Source organism: Streptomyces sp. NRRL S-118, assembly GCF_000716335.1.
Taxonomy (GTDB): domain Bacteria; phylum Actinomycetota; class Actinomycetes; order Streptomycetales; family Streptomycetaceae; genus Streptomyces.
This window is the reverse complement of the sequence record NZ_JOBL01000099.1, coordinates 70,314-91,095: the sequence shown is the minus strand read 5'-3', so window position 1 is coordinate 91,095 and position 20,782 is coordinate 70,314. Positions and strand designations below refer to the sequence as shown.

Annotated in this window: 15 protein-coding genes and 1 riboswitch; of the genes, 9 read left to right on the top strand and 6 right to left on the bottom strand. The window is 74.0% G+C overall.

What is annotated here, in order from left to right:
- Positions 1-34 precede the first annotated feature (34 nt).
- Positions 35-1,276: an alpha/beta hydrolase gene (locus IH00_RS0100425; RefSeq protein ID WP_063835277.1), complete on the top strand. Its 1,242-nt coding sequence runs from the start codon at positions 35-37 to the stop codon at positions 1,274-1,276.
- Between the two features lie 123 nt (positions 1,277-1,399).
- Here the strand turns inward: IH00_RS0100425 and IH00_RS0100420 are convergent, their stop codons facing one another.
- The gene (locus tag IH00_RS0100420; protein ID WP_031068228.1) at positions 1,400-2,476 is read right to left on the bottom strand and encodes a C40 family peptidase; all 1,077 of its coding nucleotides are present in this window, start codon (positions 2,474-2,476) and stop codon (positions 1,400-1,402) included.
- A gap of 286 nt (positions 2,477-2,762) precedes the next feature.
- Between IH00_RS0100420 and IH00_RS0100415 the strand changes: the two genes are divergently transcribed.
- Positions 2,763-3,116 carry a hypothetical protein gene (locus IH00_RS0100415; protein ID WP_031068227.1) on the top strand — a complete coding sequence of 118 codons (354 nt, stop codon included), beginning with the start codon at positions 2,763-2,765 and terminating at the stop codon, positions 3,114-3,116.
- A gap of 104 nt (positions 3,117-3,220) precedes the next feature.
- Here IH00_RS0100415 and IH00_RS0100410 read toward each other — a convergent pair whose 3' ends face one another.
- On the bottom strand, positions 3,221-4,426 hold the full coding sequence (locus IH00_RS0100410; protein WP_031068225.1) for a C40 family peptidase: 1,206 nt from the start codon (positions 4,424-4,426) through the stop codon (positions 3,221-3,223).
- Positions 4,425-4,574: riboswitch (cyclic di-AMP (ydaO/yuaA leader) on the bottom strand. Its footprint overlaps the gene before it by 2 nt.
- A 208-nt stretch (positions 4,575-4,782) precedes the next feature.
- On the opposite strand from IH00_RS0100410, the gene pcrA reads away from it, so the two are divergent.
- A complete protein-coding gene (gene pcrA / locus IH00_RS0100405) occupies positions 4,783-7,230 on the top strand; it encodes a DNA helicase PcrA (protein ID WP_031068224.1) in 2,448 nt (815 codons plus the stop codon).
- A 225-nt stretch (positions 7,231-7,455) separates the two neighbouring features.
- Here the strand turns inward: pcrA and IH00_RS0100400 are convergent, their stop codons facing one another.
- Both IH00_RS0100400 and IH00_RS0100395 read right to left on the bottom strand, forming a co-directional pair.
- Entirely contained in the window at positions 7,456-8,853 is a 1,398-nt protein-coding gene (locus IH00_RS0100400) for a M23 family metallopeptidase (RefSeq protein WP_031068222.1), read from the bottom strand.
- Positions 8,854-9,078: 225 nt separating this feature from the next.
- Positions 9,079-9,840 (bottom strand): esterase/lipase family protein, encoded by a 762-nt coding sequence (locus IH00_RS0100395; RefSeq protein WP_031068220.1) that lies wholly within the window; start codon positions 9,838-9,840, stop codon positions 9,079-9,081.
- A 357-nt stretch (positions 9,841-10,197) separates the two neighbouring features.
- On the opposite strand from IH00_RS0100395, the gene IH00_RS0100390 reads away from it, so the two are divergent.
- Positions 10,198-10,611: a coenzyme B12-dependent isobutyryl CoA mutase small subunit gene (locus IH00_RS0100390; protein ID WP_031068218.1), complete on the top strand. Its 414-nt coding sequence runs from the start codon at positions 10,198-10,200 to the stop codon at positions 10,609-10,611.
- 564 nt (positions 10,612-11,175) lie between these two features.
- Here the strand turns inward: IH00_RS0100390 and IH00_RS0100385 are convergent.
- On the bottom strand, positions 11,176-12,771 hold the full coding sequence (locus IH00_RS0100385; RefSeq protein ID WP_031068216.1) for a DUF5691 domain-containing protein: 1,596 nt from the start codon (positions 12,769-12,771) through the stop codon (positions 11,176-11,178).
- A 15-nt stretch (positions 12,772-12,786) separates the two neighbouring features.
- Positions 12,787-14,160, bottom strand: coding sequence for an SWIM zinc finger family protein (locus tag IH00_RS0100380; protein WP_199819664.1), 1,374 nt, complete (start codon positions 14,158-14,160; stop codon positions 12,787-12,789).
- Between the two features lie 131 nt (positions 14,161-14,291).
- Here IH00_RS0100380 and IH00_RS0100375 point away from each other — a divergent pair, with 131 nt between their 5' ends.
- The 5 genes from IH00_RS0100375 (at position 14,292) to IH00_RS41530 (ending at position 20,776) form a co-directional block, all read left to right on the top strand.
- Positions 14,292-14,714: an MmpS family transport accessory protein gene (locus IH00_RS0100375; protein WP_031068213.1), complete on the top strand. Its 423-nt coding sequence runs from the start codon at positions 14,292-14,294 to the stop codon at positions 14,712-14,714.
- 111 nt (positions 14,715-14,825) lie between these two features.
- Positions 14,826-16,016: an ATP-binding protein gene (locus IH00_RS0100370; RefSeq protein WP_031068212.1), complete on the top strand. Its 1,191-nt coding sequence runs from the start codon at positions 14,826-14,828 to the stop codon at positions 16,014-16,016.
- Complete coding sequence (locus IH00_RS0100365) at positions 15,974-18,448, top strand: DUF5682 family protein (protein WP_234334714.1); 2,475 nt, start codon at positions 15,974-15,976, stop codon at positions 18,446-18,448. The genes IH00_RS0100370 and IH00_RS0100365 overlap by 43 nt, the downstream gene beginning before the upstream one ends.
- Entirely contained in the window at positions 18,445-19,608 is a 1,164-nt protein-coding gene (locus IH00_RS0100360; protein ID WP_031068207.1) for a VWA domain-containing protein, read from the top strand. Before IH00_RS0100365 ends, IH00_RS0100360 begins: the two co-directional genes overlap by 4 nt.
- Before the next feature lie 127 nt (positions 19,609-19,735).
- The gene (locus IH00_RS41530; RefSeq protein ID WP_158827593.1) at positions 19,736-20,776 is read left to right on the top strand and encodes a hypothetical protein; all 1,041 of its coding nucleotides are present in this window, start codon (positions 19,736-19,738) and stop codon (positions 20,774-20,776) included.
- Positions 20,777-20,782 lie beyond the last annotated feature (6 nt).

Below are 20,782 nucleotides of genomic sequence, written 5' to 3'. Positions count from 1 at the left end.
CCCGCGCGGCCCCGGGCCCCTCCTACTGTCCGTGATGAGCCTGACGGGTACGCCCTTCTTCGTGACCGCGATCGTCCTGGCCGTGGTCGCCGTGCTCCTGCCGCTGGCCCTGTGGACCCGCCTGCGGGGCCCGGCCGTCGTGCGCGGCGCGGCCCGGCTGGGCATGGTGGCGTTCGCCCAGTTCACGGCGATCCTGGTGGTGTTCGTCGCGGTGAACAACACCAACACCCTGTACGACAGCTGGGGTGACCTGTTCGGCACCACCGACCACGTCGACTCCGCGATCGACCTCGGCCCCGACGGCACGGGCGGCCGGCGCGTCGCCGACCTGCCGAAGGTCCGCCAGCCCTTCGAGGCCGTGGACGACCCCGCCCTGGGCAGCGGCGTGCAGCGCACCACCCTGAAGGGCCGGATCTCCGGGGTGGAGGCGGAGGTGTACGTGTGGCTGCCGCCGCAGTACCACGACCCGGCCTACCGGGACAGGAAGTTCCCGGTCGTCGAGCTGCTCTCCGGCTTCCCCGGCTCACCGAAGTCCTGGTTCGGAAGCCTGCACGCGAGCGAGCAGCTGGAGCCGCTCATGCGGGAGGGCAAGGTCGCCCCCTTCATCCTGGTCTCCCCGCGGTCCACGCTGCTCGGCGACACCGACACCGGCTGCGCCAACATCCCCGGCAAGGTCAACGCGGAGTCGTGGCTGAGCGTCGATGTGCGCAAGATGGTCATCGACACCTTCCGCGCGGTCGACACGCCCGACGGGTGGGCCGTCGCCGGCTTCTCGGCGGGCGCGCATTGCGCCGCGAAGCTGACGGTCGCGCACCCGGACCGGTACGGCTACGCGATCAGCATGTCCGGCTACAACGACCCGGGCGCCGAGGCGTCGTCGCTCACCGGCAGGGACCCGCGGCTGCGGCACGACCACAACCCGCTCAACATGCTCAAGGCGGCGCCGGTGCCGCCGCCGGTCACCATGCTGTTCACCGGGGACGGGCGCGACGGGTACCAGCAGGGCCTGGACCTGAGGGGCGTCTCCCGGCCGCCGACCCGGATCGACGTGCGCCAGGTATCGGGCGGCCACCGTACGAGCACCTGGGTACGGGAGGTGCCGTCCGTCTTCGAGTGGCTGACGATGCGGATGCGCGAGGCCCCGGCGGACAACGGCCCGTACACCGGCGGGGGCGGCGGCACAGGCGGCGACGAGGACTTCGGGGCCGGCGCCGGAGGGCACCTCGTGGGTGGTCACGCCGGTGAGGTGCCGGCCTCCTCCCGCACGCGCCGGTAGCGGCGCCGGACCGGACCGGGCTGCGGTCGCGGCCGCCGGGCTCGGACCGGGCTGTGGCTGCGGCCGCCGGGCGCGGTTGTGGCTGCGGCCGTGTGCAGCCGCGCGGTGACGAGCGTCCGGCGGCTACGCGAACCGGGTCGCCCCGGCCCAGGGCATCTCGTCGATCGGGGCGATCCGTACGGGCGCGCCGGGCCGAGGGGCGTGGATCATCCTGCCGCCGCCGATGTAGAGGCCGACGTGGCTGATGCCGGAGTAGAAGAACACCAGGTCACCAGGAGCGAGTGCGGAGCGGGGGATGCGCTGCCCGGCGTTGATCTGGGTGTACGTGGTGCGCGGCAGGGAGACCCCGGCGGAGCGCCAGGCGGCCTGGGTCAGGCCCGAGCAGTCGTAGGCCGACGGCCCGGTCGCCCCCCACACGTACGGCTTGCCGAGAGCGCCGTACGCGTACGAGACCGCCTGAGCGGCGCGTGCGTTCGGCGCCCGGACGGGGCCGCGCGGGGCGGTGTCGCGCGTGGCGCGTTCCCCGGTCCGGTCGCCGGCCCCGGCCTCCGCGCCGACGCCGTCGGCGTACCGGGCGCGCTCGGCCGCGGTGAGCCGGGCGAGGAGCTTCTCGGCGGCGGTGAGCTTGCCCCGGATCGTGGACTTGTGGCGGCTCAGCTCCGCCCGGCGGGCCTCCAGTTCCCGCAGGTGCCCTCCGGACTCGGCCCGTACCTGCGCGATCCCGGTCAGCTCGTGGCGGACCGCGGCGACCGCGTCGGCCTGGCGGTCGCCGGCCAGCCGGGCGAAGGCGGCGCTGTCGAGGTACCTGTCCGGGTCGGCGGAGAGGGCGAGCTGGAGGACCGGTCCGAGACCGAGTCCGCCGTCGCGGTACTGGGCGGTGGCGATCGACCCCAGGCCGTTGCGGGCGGCGTTGAGGCGCTCGGTGCGGCGGGCGGCCTCGTCGCGCAGGGTGTCGAGGGAGGCGCGGGCCTCGTCGGCCTTCTCCTTCGCGCCGTTGTACCGCTCGGTGGCCTCCTCGGCCTCCTGGTAGAGCCGGTCCACCCGAGCCTTGACCTGAGCGGGGGTGAGGCGGGGATCGGCGTGCCCGGCGCCCTCGAAGGCGGTGGCGGTGGCCGCCCCGGTGAGCGCCAGGATGACGGCGGTGCGGCCGGCCGCCGATCCGCTCGGCGGGCGCTGTCTCGGTCTGCGGTGCGCTGCCACGGGGGCGGTCCCTTCCCGTCGGTACGTCGGCGGGGTGGCCGGCTGCCGCCCGGGAGTAGGGAGACGGCGGTGGGGAGAGCCGGCCACCTGGGGGAGGACGCTAATCCCGGGCGTCACGGGGGTGGGGGAGAGTGACCGTTATTGGCCGCAGGTGAGAGTTCCGGGTCGGGAAGCGGGGAGGGCACTGCGCCTGGAATCCCTTATTCCGTATCAGCCGTGACCGATGCGACGAATGAGGCAACCCTGACCGGAAGCGCGTGCTATGGCCGCGGTTAGGCTCCGGCCCATGGACGTACTCATCAATGTCTTCGTCGCGCTGCACATCATCGGCATCGCCTCCCTCCTGGGCGGCTTCCTGACCCAGATGAAGGCCATGGGCGCGGGTACGGCGCGCTTCACGCCCGCCATGCTGCACGGCGCGCTGACCATGCTGATCACCGGCGTGGCACTGGTGGGGCTGAACCAGGCGGACGACCAGACCGTGAACAACATCAAGATCGGCGTGAAGCTGGCGATCCTGGTCGTCATCCTGGGCCTGGTCTACGTCAAGCGGGACGAGGAGCGGGTGGAGAAGGGGCTGTTCGGGGCCGTCGGCGGGCTGACGGTCGCCAACACCTTCATCGCGACGCTCTGGACCTGAGCCCCCGCCGCTGGACCTGAGCCCCCGCCGCCCGGGCAGCCGTGGCCGGGCCCCCGGGGCCGGGCAAGCTCCGGTCGGGGGCCGGGGCTCGGGAGCGGGACGGCTCAGGCCGGGCGCACACTGCCGTGGACCGGCAGGTAGTAGATCGACTCCTCGCGGACGTTCGCCCCGGGCTCGGGCGCGTGGATCATCATGCCGTCGCCCAGGTAGATGCCCACGTGGCTGATGTCGTCGTAGAAGAACACCAGGTCGCCGGGGCGCAGGTCCTCCAAGGCGACGGGCGTGCCGGCCTCGACCTGCTCCCAGGTGGTGCGCGGGAGATCGACGCCCGCCGCCTTCCACGCGGCCTGGGTCAGCCCGGAGCAGTCGTACGAGCTGGGGCCCGTGGCGCCCCAGACGTACGGCTTGCCGATCTGGGCGCGGGCGAAGGCCAGCACCTTGTCCGCCTTGGCGGTGTAGCCGCTGTCGGCCGCACCGGCGCCGCCGGTCCAGCCCGGCTCCCCCTGAGCCGGCCGCGGGTCCTGGTGCTCCTGGTGCTCCTGCTCCTGGTGCTCGCGGGCCGCTTCCACCGCGGCGCACGCCTTCCCCTCGGCCGGGTGCCGGGCGTCCGCCCCGCGCCCCCGCTCCAGGCGCGCGCGCTCCTCGGCCGTCAGCCGCGCCAGCAGGGCGCGCGCCTCGGCCAGCTTCCGCTGCACCGCCTCCTTGCCGGCCTGCAGCGACGCCTGGGAGTCGGGGAGCGCCTCCGGGCTCCTTGTCGTCTCGGCCGGCTGCCCGGTGGCCGCTGCTCGCCGCTCGTTCGTCTCGGCCCGCTGTCCGGCCGCGTCGGCCTGCTGCGTCCGGAGCTCGGTGACCTGCTCGCGCCGCTGCTCGGCGGTGCGCCCCGTCAGCCGCGCCCGGTCGGCGAACGGCTGCGGGGCGTCCGTGAGGAGCAGGGCCGCGGACGGGCCGGCACCGCCCGAGCGGGACTGCGCCGCCGCGTAGGCGCCCAGCACGCGGCGGGACTCGTTCAGCGCCCGCGTACGCTTCGCGGCCTCGTCGAGCACGTCCTCACCCGTGCGCTGCTGCTCGCCGGCCTCCTGGGCCTTGTTGTACTGCTGCGTCGCGGTACCGGCCTGCCGGTAGAGGTCGTCGACCTTCCTCTCCACCTCTTCGACCGACGGGCGGCCCGGCGCGGCGCCGGCGGACTGCGCGGACAGCAGGGTGGTGACCGAGGCGATGGCGGCCGTCGTGACCCCGACGGCGGGGGAGCTCGTACCGAACGTGCGGGTGGTGCGGCTGCGCGGCTTGCGATGCGACGCCAAGGCCGGCATCTCCTTCCGTGGACCGCCTACCGGGTCAGCCGGCGGGTTCGGGCGAACGGAAGGTGCCCTACGGTCCGCTGATACGGCCGATTCACCCCACGGTGCAGAGTGGGTTCCCGGTTCCGAACTCCCATGGCGGGGAGGGCGGATGCGGCGTGGGCGGCCGATCGGCGTGGTTCGCCGATGAGGGGACGGTCCGCTTGGGCAGGCACGCTAGCCAACCTGTGGCGGTGCTGTGAAGGATGATGTTCGATATGTCGGATACATTTTCGTGACCTTGCGGCTACTGTCCGGTAATGGTAACCGAAGGTGACGGAGGCCGTTCGGCCACGGCTGTCAGTGGGGCCGCCTAGACTCGATAGGCGATGAGCAGCCTCTTTGACGACAGCTTCCTGGCGGACCTCCGGAACCACACCTCGGAGGAGCCGCCGCCCCCGGAGGACTCCGAGGACCACCGACCGGCCCCGGAGGAGGTTCCGCACGACCTCTTCGGGGATCGCTTCGACGTGCCCCCGGCCCGTGACGCGTACCACCGCGACGGCGCGCCGCGCACCGTCGTCGATCCCGCAGCGCTGCTGGAGGGGCTGAACGACCAGCAGCGCGCGGCCGTCGTCCACACCGGCTCACCGCTGCTCATCGTCGCCGGTGCCGGGTCCGGCAAGACCAGGGTGCTGACCCACCGCATCGCCCATCTGCTGGCCACGCGGAACGTCCACCCGGGCCAGATACTGGCGATCACCTTCACCAACAAGGCCGCCGGCGAGATGAAGGAGCGCGTCGAGCAGCTCGTCGGACCGCGCGCCAACGCCATGTGGGTGATGACCTTCCACAGCGCGTGCGTCCGCATCCTGCGCCGCGAGTCCAAGCGGCTCGGCTTCACGTCGTCCTTCTCGATCTACGACGCCGCCGACTCCAAGCGGCTGATGGCGCTGGTCTGCCGCGACCTGGACCTGGACCCGAAGAAGTTCCCGCCGAAGTCGTTCAGCGCCAAGATCTCCAACCTGAAGAACGAGCTGATCGACGAGGAGACCTTCGCCGACCAGGCGGCCGACGGGTTCGAGAAGACCCTCGCCGAGGCGTACCGGATGTACCAGGCGCGGCTGCGCGAGGCCAACGCCCTGGACTTCGACGACATCATCATGACGACGGTCCACCTGCTCCAGGCGTTCCCGGACGTCGCCGAGCACTACCGCCGCCGCTTCCGGCACGTCCTCGTCGACGAGTACCAGGACACCAACCACGCCCAGTACACGCTCGTGCGCGAGCTGGTGGGCACCGGGTACGAGGACCTCGGCCCGGCGGAGCTGTGCGTCGTCGGTGACGCCGACCAGTCGATCTACGCCTTCCGCGGCGCGACCATCCGCAACATCCTCCAGTTCGAGGAGGATTACCCGGACGCCACCACGATCCTGCTGGAGCAGAACTACCGCTCCACCCAGACGATCCTCTCCGCCGCGAACGCGGTGATCGAGCGCAACGAGAGCCGCCGCCCCAAGAACCTGTGGACGAACGCCGGCGCCGGCTCGCGCATCACCGGGTACGTCGCGGACACCGAGCACGACGAGGCACAGTTCGTCGCCGACGAGATCGACCGGCTGACGGACGCGGGCGAGGCCAAGGCCGGTGACGTCGCCGTCTTCTACCGCACGAACGCCCAGTCCCGTGTCTTCGAAGAGATCTTCATCCGGGTCGGACTGCCCTACAAGGTCGTCGGAGGCGTCCGCTTCTACGAGCGCAAGGAGGTCCGGGACGTCCTGGCCTACCTGCGCGTGCTGGCCAACCCGGAGGACAGCGTCCCGCTGCGCCGCATCCTCAACGTGCCCAAGCGCGGTATCGGTGAGCGCGCCGAGGCGATGGTCGAAGCGCTGGCGCTCCGCGAGAAGATCACCTTCCCGCAGGCGCTGCGGCGCGTCGACGAGGCCTACGGCATGGCGGCGCGCTCGGCCAACGCCGTGAAGCGGTTCAACACGCTCCTGGACGAGCTGCGGACGATCGCCGAGTCCGGCGCCGGACCGGCCGTGGTCCTCGAGGCGGTGCTCGAGCGCACCGGATACCTCGCCGAGCTCCAGGCCTCCACGGACCCCCAGGACGAGACCCGCATCGAGAACCTGCAGGAGCTCGCCGCCGTGGCGCTGGAGTTCGAGCAGGAGCGCGGCGAGGAGCCCGGCACCCTGGCGGAGTTCCTGGAGCAGGTCGCGCTGGTCGCCGACTCCGACCAGATCCCGGACGAGGACGAGGAGGGCTCCGGCGTCATCACGCTGATGACGCTGCACACCGCCAAGGGCCTGGAGTTCCCCGTGGTGTTCCTCACCGGCATGGAGGACGGCGTCTTCCCGCACATGCGTGCCCTCGGCCAGACCAAGGAGCTGGAGGAGGAGCGGCGCCTGGCGTACGTGGGCATCACGCGCGCCCGCGAGCGGCTCTACCTCACCCGGTCGTCCATGCGCAGCGCGTGGGGGCAGCCCTCCTACAACCCGCCCTCGCGGTTCCTGGAGGAGATTCCCGCCCAGCACCTGGAGTGGAAGCGCACCGGCGCGATGGCGAAGCCGGCGAGCGGTCCGGCCGCCGGGATCACCTCCTCGCTCTCGTCCTCCCGGTCCCGTTCCGGCCCGTCGGGCTTCGCCACGCGGCGTACGACGGACAAGCCGGTGATCTCGCTGGCGGTCGGGGACCGGGTGACGCACGACCAGTTCGGGCTCGGGACCGTCATGGCCGTGACGGGCGCGGGCGCGGACGCCCAGGCGACGATCGACTTCGGGGACGACAAGCCCAAGCGCCTGCTGCTGCGGTACGCGCCGGTCGAGAAGCTGTAGCCCGGCCCCGGGGGGCCCTGACCCGGGCGGCCTCGCCCGGTTCCCGCGCGGGACGGTGACCGTGCGGGGACGGTCCCCCGGGCGGGGGAGGTTTCCGTGCGGGCGGTTGACCGGGCGGGGGAGGCTTCCGGGCGGGGCGGGGGTGGTCTCCTGGGCGGGGCGGTTTCCCCGGCGGAACGGTCTCCCGGCCGGGGGCGGTTCCCGGGACGGGAACCCCGGTGTCCGTCAGCTCGTCGGGTCGAGGCCGTGGCTGCGCAGCCACGGGAGCGGGTCGATGGCGGAGCCGCCGCCCGGCCGGACCTCGAAGTGGAGGTGCGGACCGGTGGAGTTGCCGGAGTTGCCGGAGTACGCGATGACCTCACCGGCCTTGACCTCGCCGGAGCGGAACTTGGTGCTGCTGAGGTGGCAGTACCAGGTCTCGGTGCCGTCCTTGGCGGTCACGATCGCCATGTTGCCGTAGGCGCTGTTCCACTGGGTGCGGACGGTGCCGTCGGTGGCGGCCATCACCGGCGTGCCGTACTGCACGGGGAAGTCGATACCGGTGTGCAGCGACATCCAGTTGACGCCGGCCTGCCCGTACTGCGCGCTGAGCTGGTGCAGTTGGACGGGCAGCGCGAACTTGGGGCGCAGCGCCTCCCGGCGTGCGGCCTCCTCCTCGCGCTTCTTGCGCTCCGCCTCCTGGCGGGCCTTGAGGTCGATGCGTTCCTGGGTGCGGCTGGCGCGGTCGCCGAAGTCACGGGCGTCGGCGCTGAGCGCGGCGAGCTGGGTGTCCAGGGCGCTGTTCGCGGCGACCGTCTGGACCGAGGCGGTGTCGGCGGCGGTGACCGGCTTGGCCTCGGGCTTCGCCTCCTCGGTGAGACCGCTGACCGAGGCGGCCGCGATTCCGGCGACGCCCATCACGCAGGCGGACGGCACCGCGACGGTGAGGAGCGCGGAACGCTTCGCGGGGGTACGGCGCCGGCCGCGGCTGCCGCCCGATCCGGCGCGGCGGGCGGGGCGCGGGGCGGCCACCACGGGGGCGGTCACCGTCATGGCTTCGTGCTGCGCTGCGAACTCCGGCTCCGGCTCCGGCTCGAGCTCGGCCTCCGGCCCCGGCTCGACGGCCGGCTCCAGCGACTCCTGAAGCTCCGGCGTGACCAGCGGCTCGGGTTCGTCCGGCAGGGACTCCACTCCCGACGCGTCCGCGGTGGCCGCGTAGTCGTACTGCTCCGGGACGTAGGTCTCGGTGGGGGCGTAGTGCCAGGCGGTCGCGTCGTACGCGCCGGTGTCGTACTGCGCTTGGCTGTTGCCGTTCCAGACGCTCGCGTCCCACTGGCCGGTGTGCTCGGAGTACTCGACGTATCCGGTCGTCTCGCCGGTCCACTGCGTGCTGTCGTACTGGCCGCTGTGGTGGGCGTAGCCGGTCTGGTATCCGGTCTGGTAGCCGGTCTGATACCCGGTCTGGTACCCGCCGTTGCAGGTCTCGGTCCCGGGGAGGGTGCCGAAGAGCGGGTCGGTCGCGAAGCTGCCGGTCTCGTAACTGCCGGTGTCGTACGTGCCCGTGGTGTAACTGCCAGTGCTGTAGCTGCCCGTGGTGAGGGCGTCGTCTCCGACGTACCCGGCGTGGGGGTGCTGGTCGTTCACCAACTTCTCTCTCGCCTCGGCAGCAGGACCAGGTCTGGGCACGGTTCCGGAAGGGGGACCCAGAGGGGAAAGCGTGGGCGCGACTGTACCCGGCGGTACGCGCAAGCGACAATCTTCCGGGAAGTTTGGGCTTGCGGGAAACGGGCATTCAGCCGCCTTTCGGCGGAGTGCACACAGAGCCTTGGCCGTACGTTCGAAATCCGTTCGATAGAAGGGGTGGCGAGGTCACGCCACGGACACGGAATCCACCGTTCCGGCGGTCGGCTCGTCGGACTCGAGCACCTGGCGCACCTCGGCCGCGACCGCGGGGTGGACGGGCAGCGCGAGGTGGCCGATGCCGGTGACCCGGATGTTCTGCACGATCAGGTCGGGATGATCCAGGCGCGCCGTCTCGACGGGGACCATGATCCGGTCGAGGTCGCTCCAGAAACTGACGAAGCGCGTACGGCACCGCGGTGCGGGCTCGCTCAACTCCCGCAGGACGGTCGATCCCGGACGCATCTGGCGCACCAGGGGATGCGCACCGGCGAGCGGGGCGACGGTGGTGCCGGCGTGCGGTGTGCCCAGCGTGACCAGGATCCGTACGCGCCGGTCGCCGCCCAGCCGCTGCACGTAGTACCGGGCGATGAGACCGCCCAGGCTGTGCCCCACGACGTCCACCTCGTGGTGCCCGGTGCGGGCGCAGATGTCCTCGACGTGCCGGCCGAGCAGCTCCGCGGCGACGCGGAGATCGCAGGTGAGGGGGGAGTAGTTGAGCGACTCCAGGTGCTTCCGGCCGTGCCGGGCGAGCGAGCGGCGCAGCAGGACGAACACGGAGCGGTTGTCGATGAACCCGTGCAGCAGCACCACGGGCGGCCGCCCGGTGGCGCGCCTCCCGGCCGGGCCGGGACGCCGTTCCGGGGCGATACCGGTGGGGTAGAGGACCAGATGACAGGCGAGGACGGCCAGCTCCAGGGCGGTGGCCTTGAACAGCGCGATGAGCCTCATGGCCGAGTTCGACCTCCCGAACCGGCACGCGAGGCACGGCTCGGTCCCCCGTATGCCCTCGTGGGGCGCCCTGCCCCGGCGCCGTGCCGCGGCGGCCCCGCGGCACGGGGGCGGTACGGCGGCGTGGTGCGGCGGCGTGGCGCAGCGATGTGGTGCGGCGATGCGGTGCGGCTCCCCTCGCGACCGCCCCGCCGACGGCCGAGGGGCCGCTCCGGGCGGGCGCGACACGCGGCGAACATGTCCCACGTGTGATTTCCCCCTCGCTCTGCACCGTGAAACGGCAGCGTGCGGGATGCTGTCGATAACGTTCGTTCACCTCCCCGGGATCAGGTACGGGGGACGCATGTGGAGGCAGTGATGGGTGTGACCGGTCCGATCCGCGTGGTGGTGGCCAAGCCGGGTCTCGACGGCCACGATCGCGGGGCCAAGGTGATCGCGCGGGCGCTGCGTGACGCCGGTATGGAGGTCATCTACACCGGCCTGCACCAGACGCCGGAGCAGATCGTGGACACGGCGATCCAGGAGGACGCGGACGCGATCGGCCTGTCGATCCTCTCGGGCGCGCACAACACGCTCTTCGCGAAGGTCCTGGAGCTCCTCAAGGAGCGGGACGCGGAGGACATCAAGGTCTTCGGCGGCGGGATCATTCCGGACGCGGACATCGCGCCGCTGAAGGAGAAGGGTGTGGCGGAGATCTTCACGCCGGGCGCGACGACGGCGTCGATCGTCGACTGGGTCAACGCCAACGTCCGGGTCGCCAGCGACGTGTGACCGCCCCCGGGGCCTTCGGGCTCCGGACCCTCCGGCTCCGGTGCCGTCCGGTTTCGTGGTGCCGTCCGGTTCGTGGTGCCGTCCGGTTCGTGGTGCCGTCCGGTTCGTGGTGCCGTCCGGTTCGTGGTGCCGTCGGGTGGTGCCGGGTCGTGATGGCTGTCCGGCGCCGGTGCCGTCCGGTCCGGATGCCGTGCGCTTCCGCCGCGGGGCGACTCCGGGTCCGTACCGGCGCGTGCGGCGTGCGGCTCCGGTTCCTTCCAGCCCGATGGCGTCCGGTGGCGGGTGCTGTGCAGTCCTGCACGTTCCGCAGCGCCTCCTTTCGGCACGGCATCTTCCGGCCCCGGGTTGTCCGGTCCGGTTCTTCCTCTGCGGCGCCGCCCCCGGCGGCCGGGCCGGGGCTTCGCTCCGGTGGGCGCGGGGCGGGTGCCGGCGGCTTCGGTGGGGGCGGTCGGACTCTCGGTCCCCGCGCTTCGCGCGAGGTCGGTCGTTCCATGGGCGACCACACCCCCACGCTCCGCTGCCGTCGCCCTCCACCGTCGCCCTCCCCTGGTGGGGCGGGCAGGCTCACGAAGCCAGTTCCGCGTGCATCGTGGCGCGGAAGCGGAGCGTGGCGACCAGGCGCTGGAAGGCTTCCGACCAGTAGCCGCCCGCGCCGGGAGACGCGCCCTCGGGTTCGTCCGGTATGGCCGTCAGGACTTCGAGGCGGGTCGCCTCGTCCGGGTGGAGGCACCGTTCCGCGAGGCCCATCACGCCGCTGAAGCTCCACGGGTAGCTGCCGGCGTCGCGGGCGATGTCCAGCGCGTCGACCACCGCGCGGCCCAGCGGCTCCGCCCAGGGCACCGCGCAGACGCCGAGGAGCTGGAACGCCTCCGACAGGCCGTGCGCGGCGATGAAGTCGGCGACCCACGCGGCCCGTTCGTCCGCGGTGAGGGTGGACAGCAACTGCGACCGCTCGGCCAGCGATGCCGGGGGCGTGGCCGGCGGGCCCAGCAGCGCGCGGGACCAGGCCGCGTCGCGCTGCCGGACCGCGGCGCGGCACCACGCGGCGTGCAGCTCGTCGCGCCAGTCGTCGGCGACGGGCAGCGCGATGATCTCGTCGGGCGTGCGCCCGCCGAGCCGCGCCGGCCATACGCGCAGCGGTGCGGCCTCCATCAGCTGGCCCAGCCACCACGACCTCTCGCCGCGGCCGGCGGGCGGGTGGGGCACGACGCCGTCGCGCTGCATGCCCGCGTCGCATTCGTGCGGCGCCTCGACGGAGATCATGGCGGCGGGCCCGGTGCGGTCGAGGCTGATGCAGGACGCGGCCCGGTTGGCCATGCGGCCCGCGAGTGCCGACCGCGGCAGCGCGGACAGCAGCTCGGCCGCCGTGGCGCGGACGTTGCGGCTGCGGTCGGTGAGGGCCTGCTCCAGGAACGCCTCGTCGCCGTCGGAGAGACCGGTGCGCAGGGAGTCGAGGAACATCAGCCGGTCCTCGGCCCGCTCGGTCGGCCAGGTCGAGGACAGCAGGGTGAGCGCGGCCTGAGGGTCGTGGGCGCGTACCGCCCCCAGCAGGGCGACCCGTTCGGCGAACAGCCCCTCGTCCCACAGTCGCCGCACGGCCTCGGCGTCCTCGGGCGCGGGCAGCGCGGCACCGGCGGAGGCGCCGCGCAGGGCGAATCTCCACTCCGGGTTGAGCCGGGCCAGCCACAGCCCGCGCGGCCCGGCGAAAGCCAGCGCCTGCGGCCGGAGGTCGGTGCGGGCCCGGGCGGTGTCGAGCAGGGCGGGCAGCAGGGACGCCGGCGCCCGGTACCCGCGCTCGTTCGCCGCCGCGAGCCACTGCGGCAGCAGTTCGGTGAGGTCGGGCGCGGCGCCGCGCCGGCCGCCGCCCTGCGAAGGGCCGGACCGGTCGGCGAGGAGCTGGGCGAGCCGGCGCCGGGCCGCTTCCGGTACGGGCGGCCGAGGATCGTGCGGGGCCGGCTCGGGCCGCGCGGCGGCGGGCACGGCGGGTGCCGGGAGGAGGCCCGCCCTGCGCCGCACCGTGTGCAGCGCGGCGGCGTCCAGCAGCGCCTCGGACGCGTCCTTGCCGTCCGCGGCGGCCATGACGTCGGCGCCCGGCGCGCGCCGCTCGGTGCCGAGCAGCGCGCAGGTGACGAGGTCGTCCCAGGATGTGGTGGTGGTCATGGCGTCCTCCGTACGTCAGGTCAGCGCGACGGTCTCGGGCGCGTCCGGGGCCCACGCGGCGAGCGGTGTGAAGCCGCGGTGCCCGCATTCGCCGAAGACGGTGACCGGGCCGCCGCCGGACAGGGCGACCAGCCGCCACAGGCCGGCCCGGCCGAGCGCTGCGGCGGCGACCGGCAGGGCGGCCCCCTCCGCACCGGCTCCGCGGGCATCGGCCAGTTGCCAGCCGCCGTCCCCCGACGGCACCGGTACGACGTCGGAGAGCGTGACCGGCCAGGACTCCAGCCACGGGTCCTCCCGCAGCGCGTGCCCGTACGCGGCGAGGGCGTCGGCGGCCGTGCCGCCCGGCGGCGGGCCGGCGGCCGGGACGGGCGCGGAGAACTGCTCGCCGAGCTCCGCCCGCAGCTGCCCGGCGCCCGCGTGCGGTGTGACCTCGGCGTCGACGACGACGCCCACGGGCAGGGCCAGCTGCGGCGCCCGGCCCGCGGCCCCGAAGGACAGCAACAGCGCCGTGCGCCCGCTGCCCTGCCCGTACAGCCAGATGCGGCGCGTGGTCAGTTTGCCGTCCCACGTGTCGTACTGGGCGAGGACCGTCCAGCGGTCGCGTACCGCCGGGCCGCCGGCGGGCGCGGTGAGCCCGACGCGGGTGCGGACGGTCGCCGCGAGCGGCGCCGGCAGACGCTCGATGCCGAGCCAGGCCCGGCCGAGCAGGTGCGTCAGCGCGCACTCCTCCAGCAGCCGCACGGGCCAGCCCGGACCCGATCCGGGTATCGCGCCCAGCTCCCTGGCCCGCCCGGCCAGTCCGGGCGCCTGCGCGTCGACCATCCGGGCCGCGGTCTCCTCCCACAGCCCGTATCCCGACCGGTCGGCGGAGGCGAGCCCGCCGCGCAGCAGGTCCGCCAGCCGCTGCTCCAGCTCCTGCGCCCCCGCGGTGATGCGCGCGGCACGCCGGGCGGCCCGGCGCCGCGCCGCCTCGGGGTCCACGGCCCTGGCGGCCGGGCCTCCGGCGGCGTCCCCTTCTGCGCCGCCCGCGGCGCGGGCACGGCGCCCCGCGAGCCACTCCTCGGCCCACTGCGGCACGTCGGCGCCGGCGGTGTCCGGCACGGCCCGCTCGTCCGACGACCAGAGCAGCAGCAGCCCCAGCGCGTGCTTGCACGGAAACTTGCGGCTCGGACAACTGCAATGGAACGCCGGGCCGGTGGTGTCGACGACCGTCCGGTACGGCCTGCTCCCGCTGCCCTTGCACAGACCCCACACGGCGCCCCCGCCGCCGCTGCCCGCCTCCGACCACGGCCCGGCCGCGCCGAGTCTGCTGCCCGCTTTGCGCGAGGCGTCGTCAGGAGCCAGGGCCAGCACCTGTTCCGCCGTCCAGCGCACCCCCTGCTGATTCATGCTCACGACGGTAGGACCCACCACTGACAATCGGCCCTGACCTGCAATGTCGTTGCGCCATAAGCCAGTTGACTTTGCCCCCCTTTTACTGTTGCCTGCGCATGTCAGTCAACTCGCCCCGGGGGGTACCCATGAACCGCATCAGCCGCTCCGTCGTCTCGACGGTCATCGCCGGCGGGCTCGCGCTCGCTCTCGGCGCCTGCTCCGGTGTCGCCGACGAGGCGACGAAGCAGGTCGACAAGGCCGTGAACGAGGAGTACGAGGTCACGTACGAGGTCGACGGCAAGGGCATCGACTCCATCGAGTACAACGCCGGCGGCGGTGACGCCACCAACCCGAAGCTGGAATCGGTGCAGAAGCCGGCGCTGCCGTGGAAGAAGACGGTGAAGCTGCGCGGTATCGAGGCCCCGCTCGTCATGCCGGTGGCCGTCGACGTCAACGGCTCCGAGGTCTCCTGCAAGATCACGCACAAGGGCAAGGTCCTCGACGAGAAGTCGGGCAAGGGCGTCGCCGCGGCGGCCGGCTGCAACGCGCTCTCACCGATGGCCGGCTGACGCTCCCCCGATCGGCCGTTTCCGCCCTCCACCTGCGGAAACGGTCGATTGTCAGTGGCATGGTGCACGGTGGATCCCACACCCGGTCGCACACGATCCGGAGGGGGATCCATGACCGTGCCCGAAACGACCGAAGCCATCGCGAACACCCCGGCGCAGGGCGCCCACGGCGCCGCGGCCACCAGCGGGGGGAGCCGCACGGGCCAGCTCGGGGAGACCGGTGGCGAGGCCCTGCGGCCGCACGCAGAGGACGCGTTCGCGGACGAACTCGCGGCGCTCGCAGCGGCGGACGACCGGCCCCGCCCGGCCCGCTGGCGGCTCTCGCCCTGGGCCGTCGCCACCTATCTGCTCGGCGGCACCCTGCCCGACGGCACCGTCATCACACCGAAGTACGTGGGACCGCGCCGCATCGTCGAAGTCGCCGTCACCACCCTCGCCACCGACCGCGCCCTGCTCCTCCTCGGCGTGCCCGGCACCGCGAAGACCTGGGTCTCCGAGCACCTCGCCGCGGCCGTCAGCGGGGACTCCACCCTGCTCGTGCAGGGCACCGCCGGCACCCCCGAGGAAGCCATCCGCTACGGGTGGAACTACGCCCGGCTGCTCGCCCACGGTCCGAGCCGCGACGCGCTGGTGCCCAGCCCGGTGATGCGCGCCATGGCCGACGGCATGACCGCCCGCGTGGAGGAGCTCACCCGCATCCCCGCCGACGTGCAGGACACGCTCATCACGATCCTGTCCGAGAAGACGCTGCCCATCCCGGAACTGGGACAGGAGGTCCAGGCGGTACGGGGCTTCAACCTGATCGCCACGGCGAACGACCGCGACCGCGGCGTCAACGACCTGTCCAGCGCCCTGCGCCGCCGCTTCAACACCGTCGTCCTGCCGCTGCCCGCGACCCCCGAGGCCGAGGTCGACATCGTCTCGCGGCGCGTCGACCAGATGGGCCGCTCCCTCGACCTGCCCGCCGCACCGGAGGGTATCGACGAGATCCGGCGGGTCGTCACCGTCTTCCGCGAGCTGCGCGACGGCGTCACCGCCGACGGCCGCACCAAGCTCAAGTCCCCTTCCGGGACACTGTCCACGGCCGAGGCCATCTCCGTCGTCACCAACGGCCTCGCACTCGCGGCCCACTTCGGCGACGGCGTGCTGCGCCCCGGCGACGTGGCCGCCGGGATCCTCGGCGCCGTCGTCCGCGACCCGGCGGCGGACCACGTCATCTGGCAGGAGTACCTGGAGACGGTCGTCCGCGAGCGGGACGGATGGAAGGACTTCTACCGCGCGTGCAGGGAGGTCTCGGCGTGACGCGGGCGGGACGGACGCCCGCCGGGGAAGCACTGCTGCTCGGCGTGCGGCACCACGGGCCGGGATCGGCCCGCGCGGTCAAGGCCGCGCTGGACGCGGCGAAGCCCCCGGCCGTACTGGTCGAAGGCCCGCCCGAGGGCGACGCGCTGCTCCCGCTCGCCGCTGACGAGCACATGCGGCCGCCCGTCGCCCTGCTCGCACACGCCGTGGACGACCCCGGCCGGGCGGCTTTCTGGCCCCTGGCCGACTTCTCGCCGGAGTGGGTCGCCGTCCGCTGGGCGCTCGACCACGGCGTGCCCGTCCGCTTCATCGACCTGCCCGCCACGCACTCGCTGGCCATGGCGGCCGACCCCACCTGGGGGGACGGCGACGAGGAGGAGGCCGACGGCGTACGGGTCGACCCCCTGGCGGTGCTCGCCGAGACCGCCGGGTACGACGACCCGGAGCGCTGGTGGGAGGACGTCGTCGAGCACCGCGGCCCGGTCTCCGCACGCCACGGCCCCCCGGACGGCGGCCGGGACGGTGACCCCGTCGCGGTGTTCACCGGCCTCGCCGAGGCCATGACGGCGCTGCGCGAGGCGTACGGGCACGGCGGCCATCCCCGCGACCTGATCCGCGAGGCGTACATGCGGCTCCAGCTGCGCGCCGCCCGCAAGACGTACGGCGACGGCGTGGCCGTGGTGTGCGGCGCCTGGCACGTGCCCGCGCTGGCCGCGAGGACCACCGCCACCGCGGACCGGGCCCTCCTGAAGGGCCTGCCCAAGGTGAAGACCGAGATCACCTGGGTGCCCTGGACGCACAGGCGGCTCGCACGCCACAGCGGGTACGGCGCGGGCATCGACTCACCCGGCTGGTACGGGCACCTGTTCAGCGCGCCGGACCGGCCCGTCGAGCGCTGGCTGACGAGGATCGCCGGCCTGCTGCGCGAGGAGGACCGGATCGTCTCCTCCGCCCATGTCATCGAGGCCGTACGGCTCGCCGGGACGCTCGCCGCGCTGCGCGGCCGTCCGGTCGCCGGGCTCACCGAGACGATGGACGCCGTGCGGGCGGTGATGTGCGACGGCTCCGAGGTGCCGCTCGACCTCATCAGGGACCGCCTGATCGTCGGCGACGCGCTCGGCGAGGTGCCGGACACCGCGCCCGCCGTGCCCCTGCAGCGCGACCTGACCCGGCTCCAGCGCACGCTGCGCCTCAGGCCGGAGGCGCTGGAGCGGGAACTCGACCTCGACCTGCGCAAGGAGACGGACGCGGAGCGCAGCCGGCTGCTGCACCGGCTCCGGCTGCTGGGTGTCGCCTGGGGCGAGCCGGTGACCGGCCGCGGCAGCACGGGCACGTTCCGGGAGAGCTGGCGGCTGCGCTGGCAGCCGGAGCTGCACGTGCGGGTCGCCGAGGCCGGCGTGTGGGGCACCACGGTCCTCGCCGCCGCCACCGCCAAGGCGGAGACCGAGGCGGTGTCGGCGACCGCCCTCGCGGAGGTCACCGCCCTCGCCGAGCGGTGCCTGCTGGCCGCGCTGCCCGACGCGCTGCCCGTGGTGATGCGGGCCCTCGCCGACCGGGCCGCGCTCGACGCGGACGTGCGTCACCTCGCCCAGGCGCTGCCCGCGCTGGCCCGCTCCCTGCGGTACGGCGACGTGCGGTCCACCGACACGGCCGCGCTCGCCGGGGTCGCCACCGGGCTCGCCCTGCGCATATGCGTCGGCCTGCCGCCCGCGTGCACCGGCCTCGACGCGGACGGCGCCGCCGGGATGCGCGGTCACCTCGACGGCGTCCACACCGCGATCCGGCTCCTCCCGGACGGCGACGAGGTGACCGCCCGCTGGAGCGCCGTCCTGCGCGCGCTCACCGGCCGGGACAGCGTCCCGGGTGTGATCCGCGGGCGGGCCGCCCGCCTGCTGCTGGACGACGGGCGGCTCGCCGAGGACGAGGCCGCCCGGCTGATGGGGCTCGCCCTCTCGCCCGGGACGCCGCCGGGCGAGGCGGCCGCCTGGATCGAAGGGTTCGTCGGCGGCGGCCCGGGCGCCTCCGGCTCTTCCGGCGGCGGCATGCTTCTCGTCCACGACGAGCGGCTGCTCGGCCTGGTCGACGCCTGGCTGACCGGAGTCCCGGCGGACGCGTTCACCGACGTCCTGCCGCTGCTGCGACGGACGTTCGGGACGTACGAACCGGGAGTCCGGCGCACCCTGGGCGAGCTGGTGCGGCGCGGCCCGGCGGCCGGTGCCCCGACGGGGGGAGGCACCGTCCAGCCGGGCGCGCCCGGATTCGGCCCGGGGCTGGACGAGGCGCGGGCGGACGCGGTGGTGCCGCTCGTACGGCTGCTGCTCGGCACGGGCGACCCGGAAGCCGGGGACGGCGGAGATGGCGCGAACGGCGGGGACGCCGGGAATGGCGGGGACGGCGTGGAGAACGACGAGCGGGTGGGGGCGGGACGATGAGCGACCGTGAGGACGAGCGGCTGCGGCGCTGGCGGCTGGTGCTCGGCGGCGGAGCGGCCGACGGCACCGGCCGCACGCTCACCGGGACGGACGCCGCCATGGACGGCGCGCTGGGCGCCCTGTACGGCGAGGGCGGCGGCCAGGACCGCGCCGGACGGGACCGTTCGGCGGGACTCGGTGCGTCGGCACCGTCCGTCGCGCGCTGGCTCGGTGACATCCGCACGTACTTCCCGAGCTCCGTCGTCCAGGTCATGCAGCGTGACGCGATCGACCGGCTCGGCTTGTCCGCCCTGCTGCTGGAACCGGAGATGCTGGAAGCCGTCGAGGCCGACGTCCACCTCGTCGGCACGCTGCTGTCGCTCACCAAGGCGATGCCCGAGACGACGAAGGAGACGGCCCGTGCCGTCGTCCGCAAGGTCGTCGAGGACCTGGAGAAGCGGCTCGCCACCCGGACCCGCGCCACGCTGACCGGCGCGCTGGACCGCAGCGCGCGCGTCAGCCGGCCGCGCCACCGGGACATCGATTGGAACCGTACGATCCGGGCGAACCTGAGCAACTACCTCCCGGAGTACGGCACCGTGGTGCCGGAGCGGCTGGTCGGATACGGACGGGCCTCGCAGTCCGTGACGAAGGACGTCGTCCTGTGCATCGACCAGTCCGGTTCGATGGCGGCGTCGGTCGTGTACGCCTCGGTGTTCGGCGCGGTGCTGGCGTCCATGCGGTCGATCGCGACGCGGCTCGTCGTCTTCGACACCGCCGTCGTCGACCTCACCGACCAACTCGACGACCCGGTCGACGTCCTCTTCGGCACCCAGCTCGGCGGCGGCACCGACATCAACAGGGCGCTGGCCTACTGCCAGTCGCGGATCACCCGCCCCGCCGACACCGTCGTCGTCCTGATCAGCGACCTCTACGAGGGCGGGATCCGCGACGAGATGCTCAAGCGCGTGGCGGCGATGAAAGCGTCAGGAGTGCAGTTCGTCGCCCTGCTCGCGCTGTCCGACGAAGGGGCGCCGGCGTACGACCGCGAGCACGCGGCCGCGCTCGCCGCGCTGGGCGCGCCCGCGTTCGCCTGCACGCCCGACCACTTCCCGGAGGTCATGGCAGCCGCCATCGAGAAACGCCCACTGCCCATACCGGACATGGTGACCCATCAGTAACGCAGGACTTGCGTCACCCCCCGAGGCTCGTGCAAGCATCGTCGCGCCGTACGCGGATTCGAACGACGACTCCGCGACCTGGGAGGCCCCGAACACCGTGACCGCCGTCGCAGCAGCATTGGCTGCCTTGCCGGCTGCCGCCCCGCGCACGGTGCGCGGAGCGGCCCGGCGGCGTGCGCGGCGACACCTGGTACCGGTGGCCGCGCACCGCACGGCCGCCGCGCGGGCCCTGGGCATCGCGCTGTTCCTCGGCGGCCTGCTGGCGCTGGGCTTCCTCTGCGGAGGCCGGGCGTACGCGGCGGAGAGCCCCGAGCCGGCGGTCACCCGCGAGCAGCTTCAGGACCGGCAGGTCCAGGAGACGCGGCACACGGCACCCGAAGCGGCGCGTGACACACGCGAGTCAGCCGGCGGTACCGCCGCTCACGCCGCACAGACGGTGCGTGAGTCGGCCCGGTCGGCCGAGTGGGTCCAGCCGGTCCAGCCGGTCCAGCCGGTCAGGTCGGCCGAGTCGGCTCAGTCGGTCCAGTCCGCCGGGCCCGTCACCGGGCCGGTGGCCGAGTCCGTCGTGCGGCCGGCCGCCGGGCGGGTGCTCCCGCCGGTCACCGGAACAGTCACCACCGTCTCCGCTGCCGTGACCGGTGCCGTCGTATCCGGTGCCGGCGATGTCGTGGGGGGTCTGCTCCAGGGAGTCGCCGGAGCCGTACCGGACCCGGCCGGGCACCCCACGCCCCCCGGGTTGCTGCCCGTGCTTCCCGGAGCGTCCGCCGTCGCCGGTGCCGACGCACCGGCCGAGGCGGCAGGTGCCGGCACGGACCCGCGGGCCGCAGCCGCCCCGCAGGCGGATGCGCACCGGTCCGCTCCGGCCCGTACGAGCGCCGCCGCGGTGCGGCCGTACGCCGGTGACGGTGGCTCCGGCTCCGTCCGTACGCGGGGCGAGCGGGCCCCGGCGCTTTCCGCCCCCACACCCGTGGTGCCCGCCCCGTGGGGCGGCGCCGGAGGTCGGACACCCGGCTGCGCCGGCGACGGCGGTTCGCCACGGGCGGCCGACCAGCACGCCGTGACGGCGGCGTCGGTTCCGCACCCCGGCCCCGTACGCGGCGCCGGGCTGCCCGCGACCGCGGCGCCCCTCCGCGACCGGCCCCACGACGTCCTCGAATTCCCCGGTTAGGGCAGA